The organism is Sporosarcina sp. PTS2304, from assembly GCF_003351785.1.
Taxonomy (GTDB): Bacteria; Bacillota; Bacilli; order Bacillales_A; family Planococcaceae; genus Sporosarcina.
The window spans coordinates 1,466,464-1,482,135 of sequence record NZ_CP031230.1; the positions used below are offsets into that span (position 1 = coordinate 1,466,464).

At 39.7% G+C, this 15,672-nt stretch carries 13 protein-coding genes and 1 other annotated feature; of the genes, 4 read left to right on the forward strand and 9 right to left on the reverse strand.

What is annotated here, in order from left to right; translation table 11 throughout:
• Positions 1–652 precede the first annotated feature (652 nt).
• From trmB to dat, 3 genes are read right to left on the reverse strand one after another with little or no spacing between them, the layout of a single operon-like run.
• Positions 653–1,300, reverse strand: coding sequence for a tRNA (guanosine(46)-N7)-methyltransferase TrmB (gene trmB / locus DV702_RS06905; RefSeq protein WP_114924103.1), 648 nt, complete (start codon positions 1,298–1,300; stop codon positions 653–655).
• Positions 1,301–1,333: 33 nt separating this feature from the next.
• A complete protein-coding gene (locus DV702_RS06910) occupies positions 1,334–2,284 on the reverse strand; it encodes a nuclease-related domain-containing protein (RefSeq protein ID WP_114924104.1) in 951 nt (316 codons plus the stop codon).
• Positions 2,268–3,155 carry a D-amino-acid transaminase gene (dat, locus tag DV702_RS06915; RefSeq protein ID WP_114924105.1) on the reverse strand — a complete coding sequence of 296 codons (888 nt, stop codon included), beginning with the start codon at positions 3,153–3,155 and terminating at the stop codon, positions 2,268–2,270. The genes DV702_RS06910 and dat overlap by 17 nt, the downstream gene beginning before the upstream one ends.
• A 313-nt stretch (positions 3,156–3,468) precedes the next feature.
• Between dat and DV702_RS06920 the strand changes: the two genes are divergently transcribed.
• Complete coding sequence (locus DV702_RS06920) at positions 3,469–3,690, forward strand: DeoR family transcriptional regulator (RefSeq protein WP_114924106.1); 222 nt, start codon at positions 3,469–3,471, stop codon at positions 3,688–3,690.
• Positions 3,691–3,741: 51 nt separating this feature from the next.
• On the opposite strand, the gene DV702_RS06925 is transcribed toward DV702_RS06920, so the two are convergent.
• Together DV702_RS06925 and DV702_RS06930 are read right to left on the reverse strand one after the other, a co-directional pair.
• On the reverse strand, positions 3,742–4,473 hold the full coding sequence (locus tag DV702_RS06925; RefSeq protein WP_114924107.1) for a pseudouridine synthase: 732 nt from the start codon (positions 4,471–4,473) through the stop codon (positions 3,742–3,744).
• Positions 4,474–4,476: 3 nt separating this feature from the next.
• On the reverse strand, positions 4,477–6,093 hold the full coding sequence (locus DV702_RS06930) for a putative polysaccharide biosynthesis protein (RefSeq protein ID WP_114924108.1): 1,617 nt from the start codon (positions 6,091–6,093) through the stop codon (positions 4,477–4,479).
• 135 nt (positions 6,094–6,228) lie between these two features.
• Between DV702_RS06930 and DV702_RS06935 the strand changes: the two genes are divergently transcribed.
• Positions 6,229–7,485 (forward strand): BaiN/RdsA family NAD(P)/FAD-dependent oxidoreductase, encoded by a 1,257-nt coding sequence (locus DV702_RS06935; RefSeq protein WP_114924109.1) that lies wholly within the window; start codon positions 6,229–6,231, stop codon positions 7,483–7,485.
• A gap of 56 nt (positions 7,486–7,541) precedes the next feature.
• Here the strand turns inward: DV702_RS06935 and leuS are convergent, their stop codons facing one another.
• A complete protein-coding gene (gene leuS, locus DV702_RS06940) occupies positions 7,542–9,956 on the reverse strand; it encodes a leucine--tRNA ligase (RefSeq protein ID WP_114924110.1) in 2,415 nt (804 codons plus the stop codon).
• 43 nt (positions 9,957–9,999) lie between these two features.
• Positions 10,000–10,216, reverse strand: a binding site (T-box leader).
• 145 nt (positions 10,217–10,361) lie between these two features.
• Here leuS and DV702_RS06945 point away from each other — a divergent pair.
• Positions 10,362–11,321 (forward strand): tRNA modification radical SAM protein MnmL/YtqA, encoded by a 960-nt coding sequence (locus tag DV702_RS06945; protein WP_114924111.1) that lies wholly within the window; start codon positions 10,362–10,364, stop codon positions 11,319–11,321.
• 5 nt (positions 11,322–11,326) lie between these two features.
• On the forward strand, positions 11,327–11,920 hold the full coding sequence (locus DV702_RS06950; protein WP_114925866.1) for a tRNA 5-(aminomethyl)-2-thiouridylate-methyltransferase MnmM: 594 nt from the start codon (positions 11,327–11,329) through the stop codon (positions 11,918–11,920).
• Between the two features lie 43 nt (positions 11,921–11,963).
• On the opposite strand, the gene DV702_RS06955 is transcribed toward DV702_RS06950, so the two are convergent.
• From DV702_RS06955 to DV702_RS06965, 3 genes are all read right to left on the reverse strand, one after another.
• Positions 11,964–12,689, reverse strand: a complete 726-nt coding sequence (locus DV702_RS06955; RefSeq protein ID WP_114924112.1) for an SDR family NAD(P)-dependent oxidoreductase — start codon at positions 12,687–12,689, stop codon at positions 11,964–11,966.
• Positions 12,690–12,934: 245 nt separating this feature from the next.
• Positions 12,935–13,600, reverse strand: a complete 666-nt coding sequence (locus DV702_RS06960) for a 3'-5' exonuclease (RefSeq protein WP_114924113.1) — start codon at positions 13,598–13,600, stop codon at positions 12,935–12,937.
• Positions 13,601–13,670: 70 nt separating this feature from the next.
• Complete coding sequence (locus tag DV702_RS06965; RefSeq protein WP_114924114.1) at positions 13,671–15,596, reverse strand: DUF294 nucleotidyltransferase-like domain-containing protein; 1,926 nt, start codon at positions 15,594–15,596, stop codon at positions 13,671–13,673.
• Positions 15,597–15,672 lie beyond the last annotated feature (76 nt).

The window sequence follows — 15,672 nt, forward strand, 5'->3', positions numbered from 1 at the left end:
AGCGCTTACAAATATTTCACTTTAAGACCTATTCCTCTGAACTCTTCTAAGGAATAGGTCTGTTAAAATAATATAGTATGCCTGGTGATTAACCATAGTATATGTAATTCATTTGTTCATTTAAAAGATAGTTTGGTGACAGATATAAACGGGCGACTTTGGTGATAGGATGGAGTGACACTGAATTGGAATATCTTGTGGCTTGCACTTCCAGCCGATACGCTTTCTGGAGTAGACGCGGCGGATCGAGAGCGTTGCGAGTTACGCCTGTCAATGCAAAAATATACCCCTTCTCGCTGCGCTCCACTCGCAAAAGCCGTACTTTGTTTAGGCAAGACAATTTGATAGATATCGGCAAACTGTACAGGAAAAGTCACTCACCCTACTCCACTTTCTGGACGAACACCAACTGACTTGCCGACAAAAACTCAAAGATTCTCCCGGAAGAACCGGCGACTCCTGGGGATCTGGATGACGGGCGTAATCGCCAACGCACTTCTGGCAAGTCCACCGCAACCCCTTAGGAAAGCGTCCGGTTTCTCTCGGGAGAATCCTAACGAGTAAACTATCTCTACAAATACTTGTCAAAAGCAACTCATTTCTCAAAAGACCATTTCTTTGTATGGATAATCAACAGGCTTGATAATATAGTTTAGTTATTTTGGAAACTCGCTTCCAATCGGTAAATAGGTTGTCCTTTGCTAGAAAACTTTTCTTCATATTCGGTTAAAATATTGTCCTCAGGCATATTAGCATGCAAGTCTAAAGAAACTGACTGTAATTTCATGCCATAGTTTGTAAGTGAGACTAAAGAATATTCAAAAAGTGAACGATTATCTGTTTTAAAATGGATCTCTCCACCCGATTTTAACACGTCTCTATATTTCTTTAAAAATCTTTCGTGAGTCAATCTACGTTTTTCATGGCGGACTTTTGGCCAAGGATCGGAAAAGTTCAAATATACTCGGTCAATTTCTGCTTTGTCAAAAACAGACTCCAATTCCTCTCCGTTAAAACGCAACAGTCGGAGATTAGCCGGCTTTTCATTTTCGATTGCTTTTTCCAAAGCGGAAACTATCACATTATCGAAGTGTTCGATACCAATGTAGTTCACAGTTGGATTGGCAAGTGCCATTCCGATAACAAATTGACCTTTACCAGTGCCCACTTCAATATGGATCGGTGCATCATTTCCAAACTCTTCCGCCCAGCGACCTTTTTTACTTTCAGGTTCCATGATCAATACATCTGGATGTTCTGCCATAAAATCCTTTGCCCATGGTTTATTTCGTAAACGCATTATTCGTACACTCTCTCTTTATATAAAATATTTTTATTCACTAATAGGTTCTTCTGTATCAAACAACCGACTCATTGCTGTTGTTTGTGTATGATCTAAAATAGCTTGCGCCGCTTTGAATTGTGTATGTTTCATCGGGCTCGGATTGCTACTCAGTTTTGCCAGCCAATCAAGATAATTCTTTTTATCAATAGTAGTAATCTCATAAGGCGTGCCTGGATAATCTATATAGCCATTTCGTGAAATAATTAACTTTTTTATTGGCATATCTACTTTTTTAGCTCTAAAAAAGGAGTGGACTACTTTTTCCATTCGACTCAGCGCAATCGTAGGATTAAGGACTTTCACTTCTTCTTCACCAAACTTTTTAAGCCAAAACCGATCACTACTTCCAATGTACGCTGCCATTCGCTCATCTTCAAGTACAGTTATGCAATAGCATGTAGTGGGCGAAAGAAGTATGATATCCAATTCTACCGGCGCTTTATTCACTTTAACGATTGGGTAATAAAACAGTAAAAAGCTATCTGGTAATCGCAGCGTCAATTGCTTTAATAGTGTATCCGAAAAGAATTTAGCATCGATCCGTGATCGATCATACAATGTGGAACTCGCCCACTTTAATTGAAACTGAAATAATTGATCGGTATATGCTTTTTTTAATTGCTCTATATTTGCATGACTTCCAGTGAGCGATGCTTCAAAGCCTAATTCTTCTTCCACTTCTCCATCATCTGTTGCTGACTCTTCTTGTAGTTTGGGTTTACGCCATTTATTAAAAAACATAGAAAACCATTTATTTGGTTCTTTTACATTCTCGGGCATCATCGCTGTTTGTTCAGCGTACAAATCAAAACCGTGCTCCCATTGGTTTTTCACACGTTTCCATTGATATCGTTTTAAACGGATGAATTGTGTAGGATATCGTGTTAAATCGTTCTCATACCTTGAAATATAATCAACTAGCTTAACTAGCTGAGCCATTTGAAACTCTTTCCTCAGCATGACCGACAGCTATTGGCATTGGAAGCTGACGGCTAAATGCACTTTGTAACTTCCTAGTAAGAAGTCCCGGGACACCATTTCCTATTTGCTTTCCATCAAGTGTGATGACAGGTGTAATTTCAGAATTTGTTGACGTGAAGAAAAATTCATCCATTACTAACGCTTCCTCTAAAGTAAATGCTTGTTCTACTACCGGTATATCCAAGTCTCTTGCTAACTGCAGAACGACACGACGCGTAATACCATTTAATATAAAATTGTTCGCTGGGTGCGTATATAATACACCTTCTTTGATACCAAATGCATTGGAAGAAGAACCTTCACGAACGACTCCGTCACGTACAAATAAAGCTTCTTGGCAATCTGATTCAAATGCTTCTTGCTTCGCTAGAACATTTCCTAATAAATTCAAACTTTTAATGTCACAGCGAAGCCAGCGCATATCATCCACAGATTTCATTGCTGCACCCATTTCGAACTGCTCAATAGGTCTAGGATTATTGACTGCATAACCAATGACGACTGGCTCTACATCACTTCCAGGAAACTGATGTGCACGAGGCGCAACACCACGAGTTACTTGCAAATATACATGACCAATAGTTAATTGATTTGCTTCGACTAATTGCTTTGATAGGTCTTTGAGCTGTTCTATTGTATAAGATAATGGAATGCGGATTTTCTCAGCACTTTCGAGTAATCTTTCTAAATGTTCCTCCACGGTATAAAGCGCGCCATCGTATACTTTAATCACTTCATAGACACCATCTCCAAAAACATAACCACGATCATTCACCGATACATTCATTTGCTGTTCATCTAGGTATTCTCCATTTTTAAAATAGATCATACATCCGTCACCTCTTCTATTATGAAACTTATAGCAGTTTGTCCTGCCTGTTTCCTCTATCTCTATTTTCACATGTTTAAACGATAAAATAAAGCAAAACTATTTTTTCATTGGGTATTTCAGAGTAAAGCGAAAATATGTGCGATTTATCTAAAAATAAGTTATACTAATATTGTCAGAATAATTAACTCTTTATTCCGACATACCTTATTTATAAGGGGCTATCTAGGAAAGATAAGGTCAGAGAATAACCCAGCAGTCTTCTTTTGCAATGTTGGTGTCAAAATATGAAGATGAAGGAGTGGTTTCTTCGATGAACCCAGCTACCGATCGCATGTTAATTCGTATCAAAGATGTCTATCTGTTCATTCGGGATAACGGTAAGGTAACAACAGAGGATATTGCGGAGGAATTTAATATTTCTCCAAGAACTGCTCAACGTGACCTGAACGTTCTGGAGTACAATGAATTGATCAAGAACTCAGTCCGCGGCGAATGGACGACGACTTCCAAGAAAGTGAAATTATCTTCCTGACTATGCTTCTTATATATAAGTGTATAAAGTAAAAAGGCTGACGCTTTTGCATCAGCCTTTTTGTTTAGAACTGTTTACTTTCACAAGCATTTGTAATTCCTCTACTGTCAGTTCCCGATATTCTCCCATCGGCAACTCCTCATCTAATACAAGTGGTCCCATCGTTACACGTTTCAAATAGATTACTTTCTTTCCTACTGCTTCAAACATCCTCTTCACTTGATGAAATTTTCCTTCTGTAATTGTTAGTTCGATTTCTGAAATTTCATCTGAATGTAAGATAGTTAACATACCCGGCTTTGTTTCATAACCATCATCAAGAATTACACCGCCTGCAAAAGCTTCTGCATCTTCTTGCGTTACATGTCCTGCTACTTTTGCAAAATACGTTTTGGGCACTTCTTTTTTTGGTGACAATAAATTATGCGCGAGCTTTCCATCATTCGTCAAAAGCAATAATCCTTCCGTATCTTTATCCAACCGTCCAACAGGGAATGGCTCGAAATGACGTTCTTCATTTCTGAGCAAGTCCACTACCGTACGATCTCTAGTATCCTCTGTTGCTGATAGTACACCGGGTGGTTTATGCATCATCAAATAAATAAATTCTCTATAAATGACTTCTTCACCTAATAAAGAAATTGCATCGGATTCTGAATCCACGTGTTGTGCCGGATCTTTGACCACAGTCCCATTTACACGGATCATACCTTTTTTCAATAACTGCCGAACTTCTTTCCGGGAACCGTAGCCGGTATTGGACAATAATTTATCAAGTCTCATTTCTTACCCTCCCAAACCGAGACGTCTCGTAATACGTGTCAGGCGATCTCCAAATAATTGTTGTGCAAGCCCTGATTTTAATGCTAAGAAACCATAAATCGCCATACCAACAGCCGTACCGATCATGACATACAATAACGCCTGCCAACGACCTATCGGAATATGGATCATGTTCAAGCCTTTATTTGTTAACCAAACCCCTACAAACATCAATGCATTGAATGCTAAAATTAAAAACAACCGGCGGATCACCATTTCAGATTTATAATTCAATACTGTTTTAATGACGAGTAAATTAATTCCCACCGCAACTGAATATCCAATGGCAGTAGCTATAATCGCTCCATTCACCTCGAACATTTTAATTAACGGAATATTGATCAGCATTTTTACTAGCAGTCCCAGTAACGAAGTGAAGACAATCCATTTATGTTGATCAATTCCTTGCAAAATCGCAGCCGTCACTGTGAACATTGCAAAAAGAATGGCTACCGGTGCATAAGACGCTAATACACTCGCTCCTGCCACATCATACTTATATAAAAACTGATAGACTTCAGTGTTCAATACGATTAATCCTATCACCATCGGGATGGTTAAGAACAACATAATTTGATATGTTTGGTCGAGTGAACGTGTTATGCCTTTTTGATTATTCGTCGTATAGTCCTTCGTAATAATGGAAATCAGCGCCATAGAAAAACCGGTCGCAACCATCACAGGAATCATAACTACTTTATGTGTTAGAAAATTCAATTTCGTCAAATATAAATCAGAAACACTAGCCAGTCCGATTGATTTCATCGCACCGTTAAATGTAATCATATCGACAAATTGATAGATGGGATTAATTGTACCTACTAGTACGAACGGTAATATATAAGCGAATACTTCTGTATAAATTTGTTTTAATGGAATAGAACTCGCAGGTGGACTGTTCGTTAAAAGATAGCTAAATTCATCCTGATACTTTTTCCAATAATAATAAAGGCTCCACAGACCTGCCAATGCTCCAATAAATGCTGCAAATACCGCAAATTGAACCGCAATCCTCGGTGATAATCCAAGGACATTGACGACTACATACGCCCCGACTAGCACAACGATGATCCTTACGATCTGTTCGATTAATTGGGAAACCGAAGTGGGTTCAAACTTTTGATAGCCTTGTAAAAACCCTCGACCTATACTAAGTAACGGCACAGCGAGTAAAGCAAAACTGACCCATCGAATAACAGTAGAAATATCTTGTACAGTGAAAATTTGTTCATCACTTTTGATCACTAGTTCCGCAATCGGGGTTGCAAGCAAAAACAACGCTAGAAATGACAAGAAGCCTGTAACGGACATAACTAACATACCCGACTTCATTAATTTCCTGCCCGTTGCGTAATCTCCTAACGCATTATATTTAGAAACGAATTTCGATATAGCTAACGGTGCTCCCGACACGGCGACTGCGAGGGCTAAGTTATAAGGTATATATGCATATTGATAAAGCCCTACACTTTCATCTCCGACAATCGCATAAAAAGGAATAACATAAAGTAAACCAAGTGCTTTTGATAAAAACAGACCAATCGTTAAAATGGCTGTTCCTTTGATTAAATTCGATGCCATAATTGATTCCTTCCATTTCCTAAGAGATACTTGTATAGTTTACCCCTCTGTTTGCTTTTGCACAATCTTTAACTGAACCGAAACAGCAGTTGGTGGTATAATGAAAAGCAAAACGAAGGAAAGCGTGGTTCTAGCATGTATGATGTAATCGTGATCGGTGGAGGTCCTTCCGGCTTAATGGCTTCTATTGCTGCAGCCGAACAAAAGAAGCGGGTATTATTACTTGAAAAAGGCCGTAAACTTGGCAATAAATTAGCGATCTCCGGTGGTGGTCGTTGTAACGTCACTAACAGACTTTCACAAGAAGAAATTATAAAACATATACCGGGCAATGGAAAGTTCTTATACGGTCCATTCTCCGTTTTCAATAACCAAGACATCATTACGTATTTTGAAGGCTTAGGCGTGCCATTAAAAGAAGAAGATCATGGACGAATGTTCCCTGTCTCCAATCAATCAAAAGATGTCGTGAATGCGTTACTTCATCAACTAGATGTTCTCGGTGTAGAAATACGTTTAGAAAGCCGTGTCCAGAAGCTATTAATGGATGACGAGAAGATCCTCGGAGTCCGAATGGTTGATGGTGAAGAACTTCGGGCGCAGGCAGTTGTCGTAGCGGTAGGTGGTAAAGCTGTTCCGCAGACAGGTAGTACAGGAGACGGCTATCCGTGGGCTGAACGCGCAGGTCATACCGTCACGGAACTTTACCCTACAGAAGTACCTTTACTATCTAGAGAACCGTTCATCGTCTCAAAAGAATTACAAGGTCTGGCATTACGTGATGTTAAAGTGTCTGTTTTTAATAAAAAAGGGAAAACACTCGTCACGCACCATATGGATATGCTTTTCACCCACTTCGGTCTCAGCGGTCCCGCCATTTTGAGGTGCAGTCAATATGTCGTGAAGGAACAGATGAAAAACGGCAAGCAACCCGTCTTAATGCAAATTGATTCTATGCCTGATCAACATGAAGAACAACTTATACAAACACTAGCAAAAACACTAAAAGATGAATCAAAAAAGCAAATAAAAACCTCATTAAAAGGACTCGTTCCTGAGCGCTGGTTGCTGTTTCTATTAAAACAAGCAGAAATTAACGAAACAGAAGTCGGGAGTGAGATTTCCCGGGAATCAATACGTAAAATCGCCCGTTTACTCAAAAACTTTCCTGTTCACGTAACAGGAACACAACCTATCGAAAAAGCATTCGTTACAGGTGGGGGCGTCTCTGTAAAAGAAATCGACCCAAAAACGATGGCTTCGCGAAAAAAGAACGGCTTGTTTTTCTGTGGAGAAATACTTGATATCCATGGCTATACAGGTGGTTATAATATAACTTCCGCTTTAGTTACTGGAAGATTGGCGGGAATGAATGCGGGATTAGTCAAATAACTAGATTTTATAAAAAAGCCGACCCGAGAACTCTCTCGTGTCGGCTTTTATTTCATTTATCCTGCTACAATATTAACTAAACGTCCAGGTATCGCAATGATTTTCTTTAGTTCTTTGCCGTCCATCCACTGTTTCACGTCTTCATTCGCAAGTGCGACTTGTTCTAATTCTTCTTTAGAACAATCTTTTGAAACTGTAATCTTCGCACGGATTTTACCATTAATCTGAACCGCCACTTCTACTGTATCGTCAGACAGCTTCGTTTCATCATATGTCGGCCACTGCGCGTATGCTATCGTCTCTGTATGACCAAGCTTCTCCCATAACTCTTCAGCTAAGTGAGGCGTAATAGGTGAGATGAGTAATAAGAACCCTTCGATATAGGCTTTCGGCAACTTCTCTGCTTTATAACATTCATTGATAAATACCATCAATTGAGAGATAGCTGTGTTATTGCGCATCGCTTCGAAATCTTCCGTGACTTTCTTAACTGTTTGGTTATATACCTTCTCTAAAGAACCGCCAGTCTCGTCAGTCAATTTATTTGTTAGCGTATCATCTTCATTTACTAATAGACGCCATACTCTGTCAAGGAAGCGTCGAGAACCATCTAAACCGTTCGTTGACCACTCTTTTGACGCGTCTAATGGACCCATAAACATTTCATAAATACGTAATGTATCTGCCCCGTGCGAGTGAACGATATCGTCTGGGTTGATAACGTTTCCTAGGGATTTTGACATTTTGACATGTCCCTCCCCTAGAATCATTCCTTGGTTGAACAACTTTTGGAAAGGCTCTTTCGTTTGAACCACGCCAATATCATATAATACTTTATGCCAGAATCTCGCATACAATAAATGCAATACTGCGTGTTCTGCTCCACCTACGTATATATCAACAGGCAACCAGCGCTTCGCCAGTTCCGGATCGATTAGCTGCTCATCATTATTCGGATCGATATAGCGAATATAATACCAGCAGCTTCCTGCCCACTGCGGCATCGTATTCGTTTCACGACGGCCTTTCATCCCTGTTTCAGGGTCTACCACATTAATCCATTCTGTAATATTGGCTAGTGGAGACTCACCTGTTCCGCTCGGCTTAATATTATCCGTTACTGGTAACATTAATGGCAATTCAGATTCATCTACAGTTGTCATCGTACCGTCTTCCCAATGAATAACTGGAATCGGCTCACCCCAATAACGCTGGCGTGAGAATAACCAGTCGCGTAAACGATACGTAATTTTACGTTCGCCAGTGCCTTGCTCCTCAAACCATTCGATCGCTTTTGTAATAGCCTCTTCTTTTCCTAAGCCATTTAAGAAATCGGAGTTCACGTGCTCGCCTTCCCCAGCATATGCTTCTTCTTCAATCGTGCCTCCTGCAACAACTTCCACAATTGGCAAATCAAACGTTTTGGCAAATTCATAGTCGCGCTCGTCGTGTGCAGGTACAGCCATGATTGCTCCTGTGCCATATGTCGCCAATACATAATCCGCAATCCAAATCGGCATTTTTTCACCGCTTGCCGGGTTAATCGCATAAGCACCGGTAAATACTCCTGTTTTGTCTTTCGCTAAATCTGTACGTTCCAGATCGCTCTTCGACTTCACTGCGTCTATATATGCTTGCACAGCTTCGCGCTGGTCATCAGTCGTAATTTTATCGACAAGTTTATGTTCGGGTGCCAAAACTGCATATGTTGCACCAAAGATTGTATCAGGACGTGTAGTGAAAGCTTCAAATGAATAGTCAGTATTTGCAATTTCAAACTTCAACTGCGCACCTTCTGAACGTCCGATCCAGTTGCGTTGCATGTCTTTTAAGCTTTCTGGCCAATCCAAATCATCTAAATCCTCCAGTAGACGATCTGCATATTCCGTAATACGTAACACCCACTGGCGCATCGGGCGACGTTCTACCGGATGATTTCCACGCTCAGACAAACCATCAATTACTTCTTCATTGGCAAGAACCGTTCCTAAAGCCGGACACCAGTTCACTGCTACTTCATCGATATACGCAAGTCCTTTATTATATAGCTGAATAAAAATCCATTGCGTCCATTTATAATAACTTGGATCTGTCGTATTAATTTCACGATCCCAGTCATAGGAAAAACCTAGATCTTGCATTTGACGTTTGAATGTAGCAATATTTTTCGCAGTAAATTCGGCAGGATCATTTCCTGTATCAATTGCATATTGCTCAGCTGGCAGTCCAAATGCATCCCAGCCCATTGGATGAAGTACGTTATACCCTTGTTTTCTTTTAAACGCACTCAATATGTCCGTTGCGATATACCCTAGCGGATGTCCAACGTGTAACCCTGCGCCAGAAGGATAAGGAAACATATCTAAAGCGTAAAATTTTGGTTTCGATGGATCATCAATCATTTTATACGTCTTATTTTGTGCCCAATACTTCTGCCATTTCTCTTCAATTTTCGTGTGTTGATAACTCATCTGAAAATTCCTCCAATTCAAATAAAAAGACTCTCGTCCCTGTGCAAGGGACGAGAGCCAATATAGTTTCCCGCGATACCACCCAAATTGACGGAGTATGCCGTCCAACTTGATTCCTTAACGCGGATCACGGTATTCGTCACAAAAGATAACCAATACAGGCTCCTAGGCGAGTTCGTTCTAAACTACTACAGACTTGCACTGACCGTCTGCTCTCTACAAGTAGCAAAAGAAGTACTATTCCTATTCAAAGCCTTCAATATTTTCTTCAGTTTACCCGAAACTTGTTATGAATACAAGTCCCCTTATAAAGCATTTTGTCGAATGTGTTGACGAGACTTCATTAGTAGATGAAGTCTCGTCATAATCCATGGTATAATGTCTGATGTAAAGGAGCTGTACATAATGGAACAACCAATTTTTCCGTTCCCGAGTGAAGGGAAACGATACCATACATGGTCACGTCATTTAAAAGATACATTTGGATGTAAAATAGCGAAAGTCGCATTGGATGCAGGCTTTGACTGTCCAAATCGTGATGGTACAGTTGCTCACGGCGGCTGTACATTTTGCAGCGTTGCTGGTTCTGGTGACTTTGCTGGTGATAGAGTAGATGCTATCGAAGTCCAATTTGCTGAAATCAAAGAACGATCACAACAAAAATGGAAAGATGCTAAATACATGGCTTATTTCCAAGCGTACACGAATACGCATGCACCTTTGCCTGTACTGAAAGAAAAGTTTGAGGCAGCACTCGCACAAGATGGTGTCGTCGCACTATCTATCGCCACACGCCCTGACTGTCTACCGGAGGATGTAGTGGAATATTTAGCAGAGCTTAATGAACGCACATATTTATGGGTGGAACTCGGCTTACAAACCGTTCATGAATCCACTGCAAAATTAGTTAACCGTGCACATGACTTCGAATGTTATAAAGAAGGCGTAGACAAGTTACGCAAACATGGTATCCGTATTTGCAGTCACATTATTAACGGCTTGCCTGATGAGACTGAAGAGATGATGATGGAAACTGCTCAAGCCGTCGCAAAATTAGACGTACAAGGAATTAAAATTCATTTACTTCACCTATTAAAGGGTACTCCTATGGTGAAACAATATGAAAAAGGAAAGCTAGAATTTCTCACAAAAGAAGCCTATATCAATTTAGTAGTCGACCAGTTGGAAATCATGCCTCCCGAAATGATTGTTCATCGCATTACCGGTGACGGTCCTATCGAGTCATTAATTGGACCGATGTGGAGTGTGACAAAGTGGGAAGTGTTGAATGGGATTGATATAGAGCTCAAAAGACGCAATAGTTGGCAAGGAAAAAAACATCTACAAGAGGTGACGGTGAATTGACGAACATTATCTTGCATCGTGTTCTACCTATTGCAAAGCGGCTGATTTCTGAAAGGGTTCAACCCGGGGAGACAGTTGTAGATGCGACTGCTGGCAATGGCAATGACACACTATTTTTAGCCGAATTAGTCGGCGATACAGGGCATGTCATCGCATTTGATATTCAACCGCAAGCACTTAAGACTACACATTCTCATCTAGGAAATCTAGCAGACCGTGCTTCATTGATTTTAGACAGCCATGCGAATGTACGTAATTACGTACATGGAGAAATCGGTGGGGCAATGTTTAACTTAGGATACTTGCCTTACAGTGATGATCAAAGCATCATTACAACACCAGATTCAACTATTGCTGCACTAGATGCCCTATTAGGTCTTCTAAAAAAATCCGGCATCATTACTATTACCGTTTATGATGGACATGAAGGAGGAAGCGAAGAACGCGATGCATTACTCGCATATGTACATTCACTCCATCAGGGGGATGTTCATGCGATTCGTTATGAGTTATTAAACCAACGTAGAAACCCTCCTTTTTTAATTGGACTGGAGAAAATGAAAGACTTCACTGAAGTACGTAAAGTCGAATGTGAATAAAAAAACCTGCTAAAACAAGTCTATCTTGTTTTAGCGAGTCTTTTTACTTTATATGACGGATATCCGCAATTGTATCAGCAGTAACGAAATTCGTTTCCTGCACGAACCGAAGAATATTGCTAGCAATATATTCAGGTGTACTCAATAGTCCCTCTTTCTTATACGATATAAATTTTTGTAAATGAGGAAACTGTTTGTTTGATGCGGAGCGGATCGTTTCTTGCATACCTGTATCAATAATACCGGGCGCGATGGAAACAATGCCCGTTGGATAACGCAATTTCCTTTGTTCTTCAGCTACCACTCTAGAAAAGTGATCAAGACCTGCTTTTGTCGTACAGTAAATACTCCATCCTTCATATGGGGTACGACCTGCACCAGATGAAATATTCAACACTTTCTTTGTGCCTTCATACGATTCAAGCGTTTCTATAAATGTATTCACGAGTTGAATAGGAGCAGTTAAATTTACATGTATAGCTCGCTCTACTTCTAACGAATCCAGCGCTCCTACTAATCCGATCGGATCAATTACGCCTGCGTTATTAATCAATGTAAAAGATTCGGCTTCCTCTTTATGCCGATTCAAAACCGTACGCAATACATTTGTAGCTTCAATAAAATTAGTTACATCCACTTTTTCTATACGATCCCATTCATTTGGATTCGTTCTAGCTAAGCCATACACTAGCGATCCTGCATCTTGGAATTGTTTGTATAACTCTTGCCCGATCCCCTTCGACGCCCCTGTAATAATAACTACATCCATTGCAAACTACTCCTCTCCACAATTTCTATTAGTTGCTTTTATACTGTTTTATCTGGAAGTTCAAAAAATAAGATCCAACAGTACACTGCGATAGCTGCAATAATAATAAATAATAAAATGATTTGACGTCTATTCACTTAGTCACGTCCCCTACGATATAGTTCATCTTCTACTACTCACTATAGCATAATAGAAAAACAGCCTGACATTCAAGCATTCTTGAATGTCAGGCTGTTTCGTTCAGCTTATGTTTGAGAAACAAACTTATGGGCACCGCCATTTTTAATACGCAATAAATCAGCTAATGTTTTCACACCTTGACGATCCAGTTTTTTCAGTAACTCGGTAAATACATGTGCAGTTGTCAACGCATCTCCTAACGCGCGATGACGTTCAAATACTTCTGTGCCAAATATTTTTGCATAGTCTTCCAGATCTTGTTGTTCACCTGTGGGATCCAAATAGCGAATTAAATGCATCGTATCAAATGACGTCGGCATTTCAAACGTACATTTTTGCCGCCCTAATTCCTTCTTAATGACCATTTCGTCAAAACTGACATGATGTCCAACCCAGCCCCCGCTTTTATTTTTTTCGATAAATGCAAAGTACTCTTCAATTGCAGGCAATGGCATAGGTGCTGTATCGACTTGTGATTGTTGTATATTAGTCAGCTTGCTAATAACGGGTGGAATTTCTCTGGAAGGATTGACAAAGGTTTGAAACATACGGTCTGTTACGTGAAATCCTTCTACTTGTACGGCGCCAATTTCAATCATCCGATCATTCGCCCCGATAGCGAAGCCAGTAGTTTCAGTATCGAATACGGTAAAGCTCATATCTTGCAATGGCGTATCCAGCTGTAATGATTGCTGTAGCTCATAGGTTAATTTTTTCTTTTTCCAGAACATGATATTGCCTCCTCTCTCTATATAGTACAATACACACGATTTTTGTACAGGGACTTTTGTCTATATTATCTCATAATTTCGATAATAAATGTGCTTGAAGGGCTCGAACTGTATCTAATGTCGTTCGCAACTCATTTAATTCCCAGCGACGTAGTTTACGTAAATCAATTTCTGTGGAAATTTTTTCGTTGCGCAAATGTTTTTCCCACGACATGGAAATTCGTATGCTAAGTGAAATTTCATAGGCATGACGTACTTCATCCGCAAAATCTTTAGTAATTTTCTTCTTTTTTTGAAGTGCGGAAATAATTTCTAACGGCGTTGCATTGATGATGCCATTCCCTACTCCAAGTATTTGTAAGCAATGATGTAAAGGAAATAATGCGTGTTTTTTAATATCAATAATATCTGCTTTACTGCGCCCTCTGAAGATTGTTAAGAAGTTTTGTTGCAGGTGAGGAATAGGTTTATCTCTCTCCTGTTGGGCCATATAATAAATGAATGTTGCAGACTTTTGCAATTGATTATTTACCATGTCAACGAATCGATCATTAACTGTCGATTCTCCATATAGGAAGCGGAAAGATAGGAAATTATAGCCAAGTAATATTTGTTCGGGTGTGGACTCCATCGCCCATTGATGTAATCGTTCTTTCCACTCTGTCATGGAACCTCTCCATTGCGACTCGCTGGCCATCATGAATCCTAAGCACCGCGTGTATCCTGCTTGTTCCAAATGAATAACGATTTCATTTCCGAGTAACTTAAAATACTCTTCTACTTCTCTCGCTTGTGTTGCAGGTACATCCTCATACACGAGGAAATGGTCTTGATCGGTAAGCATAAATTGCTCTCCTCTTGCCCCGCTGCCCATTTGATACCAAGCGAACCGCACTGGTGTCACATGCCCTTTCGCTTCTAAAGATTGAACAGCTAACATTACGCAGTGCTTTGCCAAACGATCGTAGAACTTTGTAATAATTTCTAATGTATGAATCGTTGAAATTTCGTCTTGAATTAAATTTGATAATACGTCGTAAATAGCGGCTTTTACGACTGGTAAATTTTCAAATGACGATTCTTCAATCGTCTTTAATATATTCATTGAGTTTCTGTCACGCTTCGTTATTAACGTAGCGAAGGTTACAATTCCAACAGGCTTGCCAGCTTTAACGACCGGCAGATGTTTTATACCGTGTTTATAAAACTTAGTTAATGCTTCATAATAATAATCTGTTACTTTAACAGTATGGGGTTTTTTCGTCATAATATCCTTAGCGAGTAATAAAGTAGGTGATCCACCCCCAGCAATCACGCGATCTACTAAATCTTTTTCCGTCACGATACCTAATAATTTACCTGCTTTGTCAGTTATAATAATCGAACTAACTGAACGACTGATCATCAGCTCCGCAATTTCTTTAGTTGTTGCTTCTGCATGGATTGTTATGACCGGACTACTCATGAAATCCTGAACCCGACGAACATAAGGTTCACTTTCCCCGTATTCATCCGCTAAACGAACTTGTTCACCTAACGAGGTATACACATTTGATAAGCGCAACGACATTTTACGCAATACAAAATCCCGCACTTTTTGATCATCCATCCGACTCTTGATCACTTCATAAGGTACTTGAAGACAAATAGAGTTTTCAGCTACTTCCATATCAATATGATGTTTATCGAGAGGTCTAGCCATTTCTCCTAAATAATAAGCAAAGTTGGAAAAACCGATTATTTCATCTTCCTGAATCATTTCAAGCATGACGGAACTGCCATCTTGTCCTTCAATCAACACTTCTGCCGAACCTTGCAAAACGAGTAATAAACCTTCTTGTGGGGTTTTGAAGTAATTAGACTTCTCAACTTTTTCATAAAACTTTAGTTTACAAGCCATTAATAACTCATCAAATTCTTCTTCAGTCGTACTTACAAACAAAGGATTATTATGGATTCTTTCATATAACTCACGGTCTTTTATCGTCTGTAACATTCTAAAACCTCCTCTTAGCATTGAATGACTCATATAAAACAACTATATGATTGAAGCGTTATATTTTATTATCTAG

Bases quoted from the DNA above. Each gene is read 5' to 3' on its own strand.
- trmB (WP_114924103.1), bottom strand. From the start codon at position 1,300: ATGCGTTTACGAAATAAACCATGGGCAAAGGATTTTATGGCAGAACAT.
- DV702_RS06910 (WP_114924104.1), bottom strand. From the start codon at position 2,284: ATGGCTCAGCTAGTTAAGCTAGTTGATTATATTTCAAGGTATGAGAAC.
- dat (WP_114924105.1), bottom strand. From the start codon at position 3,155: ATGATCTATTTTAAAAATGGAGAATACCTAGATGAACAGCAAATGAAT.
- DV702_RS06920 (WP_114924106.1), top strand. From the start codon at position 3,469: ATGAACCCAGCTACCGATCGCATGTTAATTCGTATCAAAGATGTCTAT.
- DV702_RS06925 (WP_114924107.1), bottom strand. From the start codon at position 4,473: ATGAGACTTGATAAATTATTGTCCAATACCGGCTACGGTTCCCGGAAA.
- DV702_RS06930 (WP_114924108.1), bottom strand. From the start codon at position 6,093: ATGGCATCGAATTTAATCAAAGGAACAGCCATTTTAACGATTGGTCTG.
- DV702_RS06935 (WP_114924109.1), top strand. From the start codon at position 6,229: ATGTATGATGTAATCGTGATCGGTGGAGGTCCTTCCGGCTTAATGGCT.
- leuS (WP_114924110.1), bottom strand. From the start codon at position 9,956: ATGAGTTATCAACACACGAAAATTGAAGAGAAATGGCAGAAGTATTGG.
- DV702_RS06945 (WP_114924111.1), top strand. From the start codon at position 10,362: ATGGAACAACCAATTTTTCCGTTCCCGAGTGAAGGGAAACGATACCAT.
- DV702_RS06955 (WP_114924112.1), bottom strand. From the start codon at position 12,689: ATGGATGTAGTTATTATTACAGGGGCGTCGAAGGGGATCGGGCAAGAG.
- DV702_RS06960 (WP_114924113.1), bottom strand. From the start codon at position 13,600: ATGTTCTGGAAAAAGAAAAAATTAACCTATGAGCTACAGCAATCATTA.
- DV702_RS06965 (WP_114924114.1), bottom strand. From the start codon at position 15,596: ATGTTACAGACGATAAAAGACCGTGAGTTATATGAAAGAATCCATAAT.